The 14,947-nt window shown below is 37.2% G+C and carries 11 protein-coding genes; 5 read left to right on the plus strand and 6 right to left on the minus strand.

The features are described 5' to 3' along the window. Positions 1–332: 332 nt before the first annotated feature. Positions 333–2,645 (plus strand): putative bifunctional diguanylate cyclase/phosphodiesterase, encoded by a 2,313-nt coding sequence (locus MT390_RS17625; RefSeq protein WP_499442438.1) that lies wholly within the window; start codon positions 333–335, stop codon positions 2,643–2,645. A gap of 243 nt (positions 2,646–2,888) precedes the next feature. Here MT390_RS17625 and MT390_RS17630 read toward each other — a convergent pair whose 3' ends face one another. After that, a complete protein-coding gene (locus MT390_RS17630) occupies positions 2,889–3,713 on the minus strand; it encodes a TIGR01459 family HAD-type hydrolase (RefSeq protein WP_346774328.1) in 825 nt (274 codons plus the stop codon). A 762-nt stretch (positions 3,714–4,475) separates the two neighbouring features. Here MT390_RS17630 and MT390_RS17635 point away from each other — a divergent pair. Genes MT390_RS17635 through MT390_RS17645 form a run of 3 tightly spaced genes read left to right on the plus strand, consistent with a single transcriptional unit; the run spans position 4,476 to position 7,240 of the window. Then, positions 4,476–5,846: a trimethylamine monooxygenase gene (locus MT390_RS17635; protein ID WP_166370633.1), complete on the plus strand. Its 1,371-nt coding sequence runs from the start codon at positions 4,476–4,478 to the stop codon at positions 5,844–5,846. Beyond that, positions 5,843–6,931 (plus strand): DMT family transporter, encoded by a 1,089-nt coding sequence (locus MT390_RS17640; protein WP_166370631.1) that lies wholly within the window; start codon positions 5,843–5,845, stop codon positions 6,929–6,931. Before MT390_RS17635 ends, MT390_RS17640 begins: the two co-directional genes overlap by 4 nt. A 15-nt stretch (positions 6,932–6,946) precedes the next feature. Next, positions 6,947–7,240 carry a hypothetical protein gene (locus MT390_RS17645; RefSeq protein ID WP_166370629.1) on the plus strand — a complete coding sequence of 98 codons (294 nt, stop codon included), beginning with the start codon at positions 6,947–6,949 and terminating at the stop codon, positions 7,238–7,240. A 699-nt stretch (positions 7,241–7,939) separates the two neighbouring features. Here MT390_RS17645 and MT390_RS17650 read toward each other — a convergent pair. The 4 genes from MT390_RS17650 to MT390_RS17665 all read right to left on the minus strand — a co-directional run bounded on the left by MT390_RS17650 (position 7,940) and on the right by MT390_RS17665 (position 12,311). Further along, complete coding sequence (locus MT390_RS17650; protein WP_499442441.1) at positions 7,940–8,110, minus strand: hypothetical protein; 171 nt, start codon at positions 8,108–8,110, stop codon at positions 7,940–7,942. A gap of 361 nt (positions 8,111–8,471) precedes the next feature. Continuing rightward, positions 8,472–8,660: a YgaP family membrane protein gene (locus MT390_RS17655; protein ID WP_499442443.1), complete on the minus strand. Its 189-nt coding sequence runs from the start codon at positions 8,658–8,660 to the stop codon at positions 8,472–8,474. A gap of 163 nt (positions 8,661–8,823) precedes the next feature. Next, positions 8,824–9,426, minus strand: coding sequence for a Crp/Fnr family transcriptional regulator (locus tag MT390_RS17660; protein ID WP_499442445.1), 603 nt, complete (start codon positions 9,424–9,426; stop codon positions 8,824–8,826). Positions 9,427–9,944: 518 nt separating this feature from the next. Next, on the minus strand, positions 9,945–12,311 hold the full coding sequence (locus MT390_RS17665; RefSeq protein WP_499442447.1) for an AsmA family protein: 2,367 nt from the start codon (positions 12,309–12,311) through the stop codon (positions 9,945–9,947). Positions 12,312–12,771: 460 nt separating this feature from the next. On the opposite strand from MT390_RS17665, the gene MT390_RS17670 reads away from it, so the two are divergent. After that, positions 12,772–13,878, plus strand: coding sequence for an endonuclease/exonuclease/phosphatase family protein (locus MT390_RS17670; RefSeq protein WP_499442449.1), 1,107 nt, complete (start codon positions 12,772–12,774; stop codon positions 13,876–13,878). A gap of 119 nt (positions 13,879–13,997) precedes the next feature. Here the strand turns inward: MT390_RS17670 and suhB are convergent, their stop codons facing one another. Beyond that, positions 13,998–14,786 carry an inositol-1-monophosphatase gene (gene suhB / locus MT390_RS17675; RefSeq protein ID WP_299665491.1) on the minus strand — a complete coding sequence of 263 codons (789 nt, stop codon included), beginning with the start codon at positions 14,784–14,786 and terminating at the stop codon, positions 13,998–14,000. Between the last annotated feature and the right edge of the window lie 161 nt (positions 14,787–14,947).

Consider the following 14,947-nt stretch of genomic DNA (forward strand, 5'->3'; position numbering starts at 1 on the left):
CTTATTGCATCGGGGGCTGTGGCAACATCAGCGTATCGTTAATATTTTTGATAATAGGTGAAGCAAGCAATTGAAATTTTTTTAAATATAATATCAATCACGATGAGTAAATTTTCTCATTAGTATGAGAGCTCTTACAATATTGATAACTATATTACCTAATAATTGTTACCTAATAATTAACTTCAATAACTCAAAATGAACCACCTCAAAAGAGGTGCTTAATTTGTTTTGTTTCGTATATTATTATGTATATTATCTTTTCAACTCTATTGACTTGGATCTCGGCAATATTTTTATAATAGACTCCATTAAAAGGAAGCTAGACCTGTATGCCTATTAAATTAAAGCAGCGTACTTTAGAAGATAAAATTCTATTAGCCATTACTGCTGCTGCAACATTAGTCCTATTTCCTTTTCTTATCACAAGTCTTTTAGCGCACGATATCGCGCATATTGCTGTTGATATTGCAGCCGTTGGTGGTATTTTTTCTGTATTTCTCGGGGTGTGGTTTACCAGTAACATTAAGCTTTTTAGTGCTATATTCGCGGTTCTTGCACAAGTTACTATTTTAATTGGTATTTATGTAAAAGGGGCGGGGCTAATTTATTGGCTTTTCCCAATCATTATCGCCAGTTTTTATCTATTACCCATATTTGTTGCCAGTTTATTTAATCTACTTTTGATTACTATCGCTTGTTTGTTTACCTATGATCAATTTGATAGTTTTACATTGTCTCGTATTGTTGGAGCATTTTTTGTTACCAATTTATTTTCTATGATTTTTTCAATGTTTATGCAAAATAAAAATAAGCAGTTATTAGAAAAAGACAAAATAAGCCAACTTCGCAATAATATTCTTGAGCTGATTGCTGGTTCAAGTAAGTTATCTAAAGTATTGCCTGCAGTGATACATTCTATTGAAAATGAATTACCAGGCACTATCTGCAGTATTTTATTGCTTGATAAAACAGGTAAACATTTAACCGTTGGTGCCGCACCTAGTTTACCTGACTTTTATACAGGTTTTATAGATGGCTTAGTGATTGGTGATGGAGTCGGTTCCAGTGGAACAGCTGCCTTTACAGGTAAAAGAGTGATTGTTTCTGATGTTGCTACACACCCTTATTGGTTTGCTTGGAAAGCGTTAGCTAAAAAAGCAAATTTAGCGTCATGTTGGTCTGAGCCGATTATTGGTAATCAAGGAAATATACTCGGTACTTTTTCTCTTTATCATCGTAAAATATCGACACCCAAGAGCAATGATTTTTTACTTATCGAACAATTTGTGAACCTTGCTCGGATTGCGATAGAACGGGAAAATGCAGATAAAATAATTTGGCAGCAAGCTAATTTTGATAGCTTGACTCATTTATCTAATCGGAATTTATTACATGAACATTTAACTAATGCGCTCAATAACGCCGAACGTGATAAAAAGCAAATCGCTATTGCAATGCTAGATCTTGATAAGTTTAAAGATATTAATGATTCCTTAGGACATGGTGTTGGTGATGCTGTTTTGGTTGAGTGTTCAAAGCGTATTAAGGCTTGTATTAGAAAAAATGATATTGCGGCGCGTTTAGGTGGCGATGAATTTATTATTGTTTTTGTGGGTACAACAACGGCAGAAGATATAGATAAAATTGCGCAAAAACTATCAAATACACTGGCTAAACCTTACCTTATTCAGGAAAAAAATATTTTTTGTACCGCGAGCATTGGCCTCGCATTTTATCCTAATGACGCCTTGTCTATTGATGCCTTATTGAGAAATGCAGACCAAGCAATGTATCGAGCTAAAACTCAAGGTCGCAATAGTGTTCATTATTTTACTGACAATATGCGTACAGACTTTATGAAACGAATGGAGATCATTCAGGACCTACGCATTGCGGTAATGCAAAACCAGTTCTATATGGTGTATCAGCCCATTGTTAACTTGGAAAATAATCAAATCATTAAAGCAGAAGCCCTTATTCGTTGGCAGCATCCAGAGAAAGGTCTGATCTCTCCCTTAGATTTTATTCCTATTGCCGAGGAAATCGGGATTATTATAGAAATTAGTGAATGGATATTTGAGGAAGTATCAGAGCAAGCCAAGATTTGGCGAAATGAATACTGTAAGGATTTAACAATAAGCATTAATACTTCTCCAGTACAGTTTAAAAATGACGGTCAACAAATTAAATCTTGGGCAGAATCCCTAATTGCACGAAAAATACCTTGTGAAGCGATCGCTATAGAGATCACTGAAAACTTAGTGATGGAAAATCAAGCTGAAGTAGTTGACGTACTCGATACGATACGTGAGCACGGTATTGCTGTGTCCATTGACGATTTTGGTACGGGTTATTGTTCTTTTTCTTACCTTAAAAACTATGCCATTGATTATTTGAAAATTGATAAAAGCTTTGTGCAAAATATGTCAGCTGATAATAAAGATGTTGCATTATGCGAAGCTATTATAGTGATGGCAAAAAAACTGAATATTGAAGTAATAGCAGAAGGCATTGAAACAGAACAACAAAAGCAACTTTTGATAGACGCGGGTTGTCTGCTGGGACAAGGTTATTTATTAGCTAAACCTCTATCTCTGGAGGATTTTGAAAAGCTTCTGATCGAACAAAATAACGTTGTTTAACGTTTAATCGCCTTGATAAAACTTAGTTAATTTAGTTTAAAAGCGGTAGGTTTTATCTAGTTTAGATAGAGTATGAAGGTTTAGGGTCTAGAGAAGTAAGTTATAGGCAGTGCAATTTATAACTTGTTCAATTATAAAGTGTTCAATTATAAAGTGTTAGAGTGCATCTCTTTGATAACAGGCAACGAGTAGGCTGCCTGTTACTTTTTACTGCTATTATAACTATGAATATGATTAATTTTTTTATTGCTTAAACCAATCGACATAAAAAGTAGGTTTGACAGCATACTCATTACATAAATCTTCGATACTTTGATGGTTGCTAATACTCTTCGCATGAATCCCGCTAGTGATGAATAAGCTACTGATATTTGCTGCATTTGCACCCGCTATATCATGCTCTAAACTATCACCCACTGCGATCGCATTTTCCCAGCCTCCCACCAACTCTTTACACATTCTATAAATATCTTGCTGTGGTTTTCCGTGCCAGTGCACCGTTCCCCCCATCTTTTGGTAAGCACTCGCTATCGATCCTGGGCAAATTTTTAAGGTGCCATCGGGCTGCATAGCAACCAGATCTGGGTTACTCACCACTAATTCAAGGTTATGTTGATAAGCCCATTTTAAGTCATCTAAATAAGCCTCGAGGCTACCTCGATCAACCCCGCAACATAATATAAAAGAAGCTTCATCTCGTGTTGATTCAGTCAGACCACAATCTGCTAGTACACTATGGTTATTATCCCAAGAAAAATATAAAGCTTGGTTACCCAACTGTTTGAATTTACCTGAAGCAAAGTTATGGCGCATGTGATCACCAGAGGTGAGTACATCAAGATATAAATCACGGTTAATGCCTGACTCTTGTAAGCGGCTATAGGAGAACGTGCCAGTATTACCACTATTAGATAGAATAACGACTTTTTTGTTGTGTGCTTTTAAAAACTTTAATGCGGCAATAGCTTCTGGAAATGCATCTCCACCATTGTGCAGCACTCCCCATTGGTCAAGAATGAAGGTATCAAAACTATCAATTATATCTTTAAGGCCGTTAATTATTTTCACTAAATAGATTCCTTTTGTCGCGAGAGTAGTGGGGCCAATTTCAGCTCCTCTATTATACACACACTTCACAGTTGCTTGTAGAGGCTAACTTTTTGTATCTTCTTTGAATTTTCTATACCAATTGTTGATAATAAAAAAGATAAATATATTTTATGATTTTTATGGCACTTTCTCTAAATTGCTGAACAACGTTGTGCTTTTTTAAAGTTAAGGGCTTAAAATGAAGCTCTTTGGTGTTAGACATTTTCTGATGGGAGCAACCATTTAACGCAATTTATACCTTAAATTGATTTATTTTTACTGCTTAATATTTGAACATATATTTGATGGGATTAGCATTATAAATAGCATTTTGATTACTCATTGTATTGATTTTTCAATAAGTGATGGCGTCAGCCATCGCAGCCATCTTGTATTTTATGGGAAGAAACCTCATCAGTAACTAAAATGTGTTAAGGTAGTGCTACTGGTATACGAGTTAACAAGCATTTTAATCTTCCTTGACCAGTTCGAACGCTCCCCTAAGGCGTCTTCTCGAAACCTCGTGTTTGATCGGTGACCAGCTCACCCTCGGTTTTTTGTTTCTCACAACAAAGGCTGTCTTCACTACTGTACCATCGGTTAATTCAAATTTGGTGCATTTCACTGTGGAATTTCATTGCTGAATCGTTGTCGGTTCAACCTGTGCTATTCCCTGCTTTTAATCGTCGCTCGGGCTTCTTTCTCCTGACGGACGACACATCCCCTGTAAAAGGAATTTTTATGAGTTTTAGAGTTGCAATTTTAGGTGCTGGCCCCAGTGGTTTAGCACAATTACGTGCATTTGAAGCAGCCCGCGACGCCGGTGCTGATATCCCAGAGATTGTTTGTTATGAAAAACAAAGCGACTTGGGTGGCATGTGGAATTATACATGGCGCACAGGCTTGGATGCCTACGGTGAGCCAGTCCACGGCAGCATGTATCGTTATTTGTGGTCAAATGGCCCTAAAGAATGTTTAGAATTTGCGGATTATAGCTTCGAGGAGCATTTTGGTCGTCCTATCCCATCATATCCACCACGTGCAGTATTGCGTGATTACATCATGGGACGTATCGCTAAGAGTAATATGCGTCAATACATCCGCTTTAATACTGCGGTACATTGGGTGACACATGATGAAGCTAGCGATAAATTTTCAGTGACAGTAAGAGACCTCAAGAAAGACGAACTGAGTACGGAAGAATTTGATCATGTAATCGTTGCTACTGGGCACTTCTCAACGCCTAATACACCTTATTTTGAAGGTTTGGAACAGTTCCCAGGCCGTGTTTTACATGCGCATGACTTTCGTGACGCTTGTGAATTTAAAGGTAAAGATTTGTTATTGGTTGGTAGTAGCTACTCGGCAGAAGATATCGGTACACAGTGTCATAAATACGGCGCTAAATCAGTTACTTTCAGTTATCGTTCTAACCCTATGGGTTTTGACTGGCCAGCATCTTTTAGCGAAGTTCCTTTGCTCACGGGCGTAACCGGTAAAACAGCTCACTTCAAGGACGGAACTAGCAAAGAGGTTGACGCTATTATTCTGTGTACGGGATATCAGCATTATTTCCCGTTCCTACCTAATGAACTAACGCTGACGACACATAACAGAATGTATCCAGAAGGTTTGTATAAAGGGATTGTTTCTCTAGCAAATCCGAAGTTGATATTTCTGGGTATGCAAGATCAGTACTATACCTTCAATATGTTCGATGCTCAGGCTTGGTATGCGCGTGATGTAATGCTTGGTCGCATTAAATTACCTGAAAGTGATGTAATGACCGCTGATACTAAAGAGTGGGTCAGCCGTGAGCTTAAGCTTGCTAATCCTACTGACGATATCGACTTTCAGGCTGCTTACATTGAAGATCTAATTGCACCGACTGATTACCCAGATTTTGATGTATCTGCTGTTGCTGAAACATTCAAAGAATGGGAACACGATAAAGAAGCCGATATTCTTGGTTATCGTAATAAGAGTTATCGTTCTACATTGACCGGAACACTAGCGCCTGTTCACCATACACCGTGGATGGAAGCGATGGACGATTCTCTAGAGACCTTCCTTTTTGAAGAGAAAAAGCAGCTTGTAAAGGAAATTTCATGAACCCAAGCTTGAATGAAGCCCGATCTCGTTTCACTGCGAGCAGTATACGTTGGGGTTTTATGTGGGCTTTGTGGGCAGCTGTACTGTGGGGGGCTTGGTATGTGCCGGGTTCTGCAGTCTGGTTTGAAGCTCCTTATGTTGACCTCAGCTACGATACTAATGCTGAGTTTCTATTAGCTGCGGCGGTGTTAACTACCTTTAACGCGATTATGGTGTTGTTGTTCCTGTTTGTTTGGAATGCGGTATTGGGAAAATTAGGAGAGTATGTCCGTACCATTAAGCAGATGCGTCATATCTCCAAATGGTTCTTTATCGGGGCTATTTTTGGTGGTCCGATGGCTATTTTTGGTTCGTATCTGGCGATTGGTTATATCGGCGGGGCTTTTGCGGCCATTTCAGCACTGATGTATCCGATCATTGGTGCTAGCTTAGCTAGGCTCTGGTACAACGAGAAGATTACTCGTCGTGCGGCCGTGGGTATTTTCATCATTCTTGCTGGTGGTGTGACGGTATATGCTCCCGGTATTATTGCTGAAATTAATGGTACTGGCGACGCTGGATGGCTTGGTTATCTGGGTGGCGCAATGGCAGCGATAGGCTGGGGTGTTGAAGGTGCAATCGCAGGCCGTGGCTTAGATGTCGCTGATCCTGATGTAGGTATTACGGTGAGGTTTACGGCCGAAGTCCTTTATTGGGTTTTACTTATTTTACCTGGGATCTACTTCTTCACTGATCAACCCGTTGTAGAGCTAGTTATCGCTACATTTAACTGGGCGGCTATCGGTTGGCTGCTGTTGGCAGGTGTCACTTTTGCCTTCTGCTATGTCTCTTGGTATAAGTCGTTTCCATTGATAGGTGTCGGGCGTGGACAAGCAATTGCTGCATTGTATGGGCTTTTTGCCGTTATCTTTCTTGCTGCATTCACGCTTAAGTTTCCTGATTGGAATTTCTTGGCTGGTTTGTTTTTATTTGTTGGGGGCGGTTTTGTCATGTTTACGGAAAGTGACGATGTGCTGGAGGTCGTTCGTGCTGTATCGACAGAAGCGAAAGCTGATACTGGCAATACTAAGTCGATTAAATCGTAATAATTGGAGTACGTAATGAAAAGATTACATATGAAAGGGCGCATTCTACAATTGATTCATGAGCAGCTAGATATTGGTATTTGGGATTGGGAAGTGACTGACGCAGTGATGAAAGAATACGGTCTTAATGGTGCTTACTGGCGTGGTACTACACGCGTCACACTCGCTGATTTATTTTCCAGCGGTATCATTGAAAGTGTTGAAGAACAACTCGACGAACAAGCGTATTTTGGCGAAGGCCGAGTGTTATTTAAATTTAGACTTAACGACTTCGGTCGACAGCGTATGCGCGACACCGCATTAGCCTGAGAATGAGTACTAAGTTTATTTTTACTTTAAATAAGGAGATAGAATGTCTGATTTTTGGGGATTTCCGGGAGCTGATATACTTGCTGTTGCCGTTATTATTATACTTAGTGGCGTTGCTCTTTACCAGGCTCGCACCTTCGTAACTAAGCTTTAAACATACAGTGCTGGTTACCCTTTAAGGTTATCAGTACGAATTTTTAGCCGTTTTCCTGAGCTAACTTCATATAACCCGAGGTTAGCTCAGTCTTAACACTTAACTGCCCTTAGGTAGCTATTGCTACGATGATTTACCTGAACTATACCTTCATATTACCTTCATATTACCTTCATATATCCCCATTAAGTCCTCATATTTCCCATTAAGCAGAGTAATAGTATTTCAATAGGTTAAAGCTCAACCCTAAAATGCTAATAAATCGTTACTCTACACTTTTTTGTATTATCTACTCCTATCTATTGCACAGTCTTAGGCGCATACTGAATCGTTATGCATCAGCCTTACTGCTACTGTGTAACCTCAATCATTAGGTTAGCTCAAACTGACTCTAGTTTAGAGTCCATCTCCAAAAGGAAAGCATCATGAGTAAAGGCCAAGACAGTAAAAAAGCGACTAAAAAGAAACCCCTTTTAACAGCAAAAGAGAAGAAAGCGGCAAAAGCAGCTAAGAAACCCGTCAGTACTTCTTTAGTTCATTAAGCATTAAGTCGTCATCGTTTGTTCGGTGACTTTTTTGTTGTGTGTTTTTAAAAACTTTAATGCGGCAATAGCTTCTGAAAATGCACCTCCACCATTGTGCAGTAATCCCCATTGGTCAAGAATGAAGGTATCAAAACTATCAATTATATCTTTAAGCTCGTTAATCATATTCACTAGATAAGTTCTCCTCGTTGTAGAGTGCTGAAGTCTTTAGTTCTAAAGGAGGGCAGTACTCATGTTGTCATGTTCAAATAGGTAATATTCAACGATGTAACATTCAACGATGTAATATTCAGCTAGGTAATAGTTAACGTTATAGTGTTTAAATAATGGGGGCTTTGTATCTGTTACTTAAAAGGGATGCTGAGAAACGTCCCTTTATCTTATTTGCGATTAGTCATTCACTTGTTAGTCTTTTATCAAGTAGACGATGAAGTGGCATGTATCTTATGTCGTTGTTATCTAATTTTTGTAGTGGATACAATCTTGAGTTCAAGTAATAAGCGCAATGACATAAGCAAATTTATAAACACTATTACTGTTCATTTTTATCGGTTTTTACGCCTAATAGAGTATAAGCAGGACACGTTTTTACTAATGCTGTTGCTATCAATACAATTCCAATAGCTCCCCAGTAATTAACGCTGATAATACCCCATATAGCAAGTGCTAAACCTAATATCATTCTTATGGTGCGATCCGTATTGCCGATGTTTTTGTTCATGAGAATACCTCCAGTAGTTTGTTCTTGAGGTATTATTACGCTTCATAACCGGTGAGTATGTAACTATTGTCACATAGCTTTTACACTTATTTTAAATAGTTGTTTTAACAATGCTTTTCAAATAAAGCGGCAAATTTAATTGGGAAAAATACCTGAAGAAAAATCAGGATAAAAGCTGTTTACGTAAAACGATTTCACCTCGGTGTAATTCTATCAATTGTTTCTCTTCCAGCTTTTTAAGTAAGCGACTGATCACTTCTCTTGATGATGCGAGTTCTTGTGCAATTTCTTGGTGAGTTATTTTTAAGTGTGGTGCTTGGTTGTGTGCAGATAACCAATGTATCAATCGTGTTTGTAAGGAATCAAAGGCGAGTTCATCGACCTTTAAAATCAGGTCTGCCATGCGTTCGGTTAACATTTTAAAAATGAAAGCTTGCCATATAGGCTCTGCCGTTAACCAATGTTTTAATTGATTTTTGGAGATAACATAACCTTCTGAGTGAACTTGAGTGATTGCAATAGCGGGAAATGCTTTTTCATTGAATAGGCAAGATGTAGTTAATACACAGCTTTCACCAGCATGAACGTTGTAAAGTGTAATATGTCTGCCATCCTCTGCAATACGCATTACTTTCACTTTGCCTTTGGTTAATACCACAAGATTATCGCAATGATCACCTAAGCGACAGACGATTGTATTTTCTTTAATAGCTATCTTTTTGACGGATATTTGTTTGCTTAAAAAGTCGAGTATTGGTGATGTCAACGAAACGTCCTTACTACAAAGATAGGTTCTTTATTTATGTTATAACAATCATATTAATTAATGTAGGCAATTTTACTTGTTAAAGTGGCTTATTTCCTTGTTGCAATCTTCATAAATGTAACAAGCATTAAAGAATTTATAAATTAACTTCTTTAATGCTTGTTTACTGATCCAGAGTTCACGTAGTTAATCGTTTTAAATGCATCAAGGTAGACCTTATTTTAATGTAAATTTGAATCTCAGTTTGAATTAAAAAACCATTTTTATTCACAATCTTTAGTTCTATTATGCACTAACAACACAGCTAAATAGCTGATCAACTTTGCTGGTTAAAATGTATTATTTCCGCTTGTTTTTAATGCGTATACTTACCTCACATATTTAATAGAGTTATTAAAACTACTATTTTTCTGAACTAAATATGGCAGGAAAAAGGCAAAAAAATAGCTGAGACAGTTTTCTGTATCAGCTATTTTTATTAAGGCTTGAAGGTGACCAATAGATGGTCATAAACAAAGTTAGTTAAATAAACCTTTTAATGTTTTCTCTAAATCTTTTGCTTCTTCTTTTAAGTCACCCTTGGATATTTTTTTACCTGAAAGAATGTCTTTTGCTTTATCTTTGATGACTTGTTCTGCTTTATCTTTTACCGCTTTTTTAGTTGCGTCTATTTGCGCTTTTAATGCGCCTTCAGTATCTAAAGCAAAGGTTGGTTTTGCGAAAGTCCCTTTGATACGCAATGGTATAGAGATGCCATTTAGATCCACATAACTGGTACTTTCATCTGTTTTCGATAATGGTGTCACACCTAATTTATAGTCGATCGTTTGCTCAATAGTATTGGCAATGCCGGTACCATCTAAACGAATAACAGGAGATAACATGGTCAGTTTTTGATTATTAGCAATACCTTTTTCTACGGTAAAGTCACCTAATAATGAAGCAAAATCTGTTTTCTTAACCAGTTTATCCGGTGCAATTGTTTTACCTTGTATTTTTGCTTTTAAAACACGTATTTCGTGAGAAAGGTTAATCCCATATAACTCTCCATCGAGTATTTTAAAGTCACCTTTGGCAACTATACCTTGTTGAATTTTGCTTGCTGTTAAACCTTGCCCACTAGCGACTAAGTTCATACTTGCATTACCACTTAATAGATCTACCTTGGCTGCATCTTTCAATAGTTGTATTAATGTTATATTGCTAATACTGGTTGTGGCTTTGTATGTGTTTTTACCACCGCTTTCATCAACCCAAGCATCAATATTTAATGAACCATCATAGAGTTTTGCAGTTAACGGTTTAAGCGTTGCTCTGCCATCTTTTACGGTTAAGTTATTGGTGATTTTACCGATTTTTATATCTTGATAAAGTACGCCTGCAATACTTAAATCACCTTTAATATCCAAGGTTTTTAGACTGCTTAAGTCAGGCTCAACTTCTTTTTCTGTGGTTGGTGCTTTTTCACCTGTGTTGCCAGACTCTGTTGTTGTACTTGAAGCCAAATAGGGATTTAAGTCCCATACATTACCTTTCAAGTTATAACGGATAACAGGCACCGCTTGTTGGATGAAGCTTAATTCTCCGCCTAACTCTATATCATTAACTGTTGTTTGCAGCTTATTAAGGTTAAGTTTTTGCTTGGCAAGATCGTAGTTGATTTCACTGCTAATAGTACTATTGATTTTTTCTTTGCTGATGCTTGGGGCATTTAATTCACTGACCATTTTGAATTGATTAATAATGATTTTCTCAAAATCACTGACATTCATTTGTTTAAATGAAAGGTTCACATTGCCCTGTATTTGCTCACCTGTGATTTTATTTTTAAGTTCAAACTTATCTATCGTCGCTGTTTTTTTATTGATATCAGCTGCCAGATTTGTTTGTAAGTTAGTTTCTAACTTATTATTTTCTAGACTGCTGCCGGTTAAACTGCTGGTCATGATCAGTTTGCCCAGAGTGAGTTGGCTAAGGTCTTTAATATTAATATCACTACTGTTGATATAAATATCGCCTTCCAAGAATGACCCTGAAAATTGATTATTAATGGTGATAGCTTTGATATCTAATTGCTTGTTGCCAACTTGGTATTTTAAACCACTTTTAAATTTGGTATTTAAGGCGCTACCTGATAATGCGTCTGCAAGTACGTCACTTTCAATGGTTAAGTTAGTGAGTTCAACAACACTTAATGCGGCATCCACAAATAGATCTGTTTCTAATGATATATCTGCTTCAACTTGTGCATTTTTTAGGGTGCTGTTTAAGCTGAAATGAGCTGTTTGATCAAAAGCAAACTCGCTCAGTGTCATGCTATTAATGTCAACTTCCTGTATTTCACTTTTTTGGTGGTCGATCACCTTTAATTGCGCATTAGTGATATTCAAGCCAGACAGTACAAATTGCGACAGATCTAAGGGAGCTGATGATTCGCTAGGCTCTTCTGTCGATATTTCTTCTTCTGGTGTGTTAACAGTTTGTGTTGCTTCTTCAGGTTGTAAGTTATCTAGATTTGATAAACCATCTTTATTGGTGATTAAGTTAAATTCGACACCATCTAAGATAATTTCGCCAACTTCTAATTTTCCTTTTAATAAAGGTAATACGCTGATAGAAATTGCAGTTTCTTTGACGTTTAATAGTGTCTTTTCTTTAAACTCTGGGCTATTGAATAGGGTAATTTGACCACTTTGGAAACCTAATAGAGGGTATAAACTCCAACTTAAATCGCCTGCGATGACCAAATCTCTATTTACTGACTTCTTAACTTGATCTTGAATCTGCTGTTTGTAATCATTAGGGTCAATGAAAGTGACAACAATAATGACGATTAATAATAAAAGCACAATCAAAGCTGCTGCTATCTTTAAAAATAATTTCATTAAACATATCCTCTTTAGGGAAGTGGTATTGATTGAATAAAGCATAGTGTAATGGGTTAAGCCGATATGATCATCATTTGATTATTTATTAGTGCTAAACTTGTGCGATTAATGAGCAGTTTTTTGTAAATAGTTGCATCTAATAGGTTTTTTGTGTCGTATTAGTCCGATATCTTTATAAGGCTTATTTTTACGCGCAATGTTTCCAAATTGTCATTCACTTACTATTTGTCATGCAGTTGTTAATTATATTGATGACTTATAGCCTTTTATATTGATACTTATACCCATTTATATAGGGCTTAATTTTTGACTATGGTTGCGCACTCATTGTTCCAGTTTCTGCCTTATTCACTAAGTTCAAAGCTTCTTCTACGCAGAGGTTATTTATAGCAATTATCGTAAAAGTTATTCACATTGTGCGATACTGCTGCCAATGATTATTAATAATGAGGATTTTGTGTCAAATAACTCTGTACCAACACCTACTATAAGTGAAGCCTGCTCACTGCTACCTAATTCCAAGGTAAGTAATGAAGTGGCATATACAAAGATTAAAGTGGCGACCTTTAATCTCTTCAATTATTTAGCACCACCTGATGCTTTCTATGATTTTGACCGTATTTATTCCGCACAGCAGTGGCAAAAAAAGCAACAATGGATAACAACCTATTTAACAACACATGAGCCAGATGTGATTGGCTTTCAGGAAGTTTTTAGTGTCGAGTCGTTGCAGGCGTTAGTGAAAGAGGCGGGCTACCAATACTTTGCTGTGATTGATCAACCGACTGTGATAGATGATTTTATCTATCGTGATCCTGTGGTTGCTTTAGCCAGTAAATTTCCAATTAAAGTTATTTCTACCGTTGCTGTCGATACTGAACTTGCTCTTAAATTAGGATTAACAGCCGACTTTAGTTTTAGTCGCAAAGTGTTAAGAGCTACCGTTGAATTGCCTCATATAGGTGACAGTGATTGTTATGTGGTGCATTTTAAATCAAAACGAGCATCTTGGCAGGCACAAGTAGATAAATTAACCTCATTAGAAGGTAATGTGCTTGAGCAGTTTAAAGCACAAGTTGCAGGAGGGTGGGCGTCCTCTATTCAACGTGGTAGTGAAGCAACATTATTAATGATGAAAATGTTAGAGAGACGTGCAAAAAAGGGTAATGCGATGATATTGATGGGAGACTTTAATAACCCATTAAGCGATGGTATTTTAGCGCACTTAGTAACCCCGAATTTACTTTTTAATAATGACCAAACGCAGCAAAAGCTAGTCAAGTTTTATACGTTACGAGATGCCTGGGACTTATATAAAGACAATCAGTCGGCTGATACTAAAGTACTGTTAACACGTGCTGCCACCCATTATTTTGGGCAAGGTAGTTCAGTGTTAGATTATATTTTATTATCCAGTGAGTTTGATGCTGCAGATCAATCCAGTTATTTCGAAGTAAGTGATTATATTAATACGGACAAACATTTAATTAATCCAAGTTTTGATATCGATGGAGAAAGCACTGACCATGCTGTGGTAAGTATTACGTTAACATTGCGTCAATAAATGAACGCTATCGGATTGGCGTCTTTTTAATGCAAAAAGCCAGAACAACAATTTGTTCTGGCTTTTTTAATCTAATGGTTGTTCTTTTTTGTTTTTTATAACAAATGAAAGACGATTGATTAAGCGTTATGCTTACGAATAACCGTCAACATTTCTTTTAAAAGTTTTGGATTAGCTGCAACAACATCTCCTGATTTAAAGTAGTCATTGCCACCGTTAAAGTCAGTCATCATAGCGCCAGATTCTTTTAATAATAATTCGCCAGCCGCGATATCCCAAGGTTTTAAACCAAATTCCCAGAAACCGTCCATACGACCAGCAGCAACGTAAGCTAGGTCAAGTGCAGCACTACCGCCACGACGCATATCAGCAACATCCTTAAAGAAATCTTGGAAGATGTTTAAGTACGTTTCTATGTTGTATTTTTGTTTGAACGGGAAACCTGTTGCTAACAAAGTACCGGTTAATTTTGGCACTGTGCTAGTACGAGTACGGTAACCATTGATTTGTGCGCTTTGGCCACGAGCTGCTGAGAATAATTCATTGCGGATAGGGTCAAAAACAACGCCGACTTCAGTACGACCTTTGATTTTTAATGCAATTGAAACGGCAAAATGAGGAATACCGTGAATGAAGTTTGATGTCCCATCTAGTGGGTCAATAATCCATTGGTGATCGGTGTCTGCACCGTTATCAATACCTGACTCTTCAGCAATGATACTGTGGTCTGGGTATGATTTACGTAATGTACCAATAATTGCTAATTCAGCTTCTTTATCAACGCTGCTTACATAGTCGTTAAGTGATTTTTCTTCAACTTCAACAGACTCTAAATTTTCATAACCTTTTACAATTACTTTACCCGCATTACGCGCAGCACGAATCGCAATATTTAACATTGGATGCATAGGATCACCATTAGATTTTAAAAGAACATGAAGGGAGATTCCTTCGGCGCGAAATTATACACAGGTCACATAATTGTGCAATATTTTAATTGCTTGAAAATTCATCTATTAAATGGAGTTTTAGTTTAAAATGGCCAATTACAGTGGTTTAGTTGTTATAC

The organism is Vibrio sp. 2-Bac 85, assembly GCF_037546705.1.
Lineage (GTDB): Bacteria > Pseudomonadota > Gammaproteobacteria > Enterobacterales > Psychromonadaceae > Psychromonas.

Coding starts and splice junctions, on each gene's coding strand:
- MT390_RS17625 (WP_499442438.1), top strand. CDS start 333: ATGCCTATTAAATTAAAGCAGCGTACTTTAGAAGATAAAATTCTATTA.
- MT390_RS17635 (WP_166370633.1), top strand. CDS start 4,476: ATGAGTTTTAGAGTTGCAATTTTAGGTGCTGGCCCCAGTGGTTTAGCA.
- MT390_RS17640 (WP_166370631.1), top strand. CDS start 5,843: ATGAACCCAAGCTTGAATGAAGCCCGATCTCGTTTCACTGCGAGCAGT.
- MT390_RS17645 (WP_166370629.1), top strand. CDS start 6,947: ATGAAAAGATTACATATGAAAGGGCGCATTCTACAATTGATTCATGAG.
- MT390_RS17655 (WP_499442443.1), bottom strand. CDS start 8,660: ATGAACAAAAACATCGGCAATACGGATCGCACCATAAGAATGATATTA.
- MT390_RS17665 (WP_499442447.1), bottom strand. CDS start 12,311: ATGAAATTATTTTTAAAGATAGCAGCAGCTTTGATTGTGCTTTTATTA.
- suhB (WP_299665491.1), bottom strand. CDS start 14,786: ATGCATCCAATGTTAAATATTGCGATTCGTGCTGCGCGTAATGCGGGT.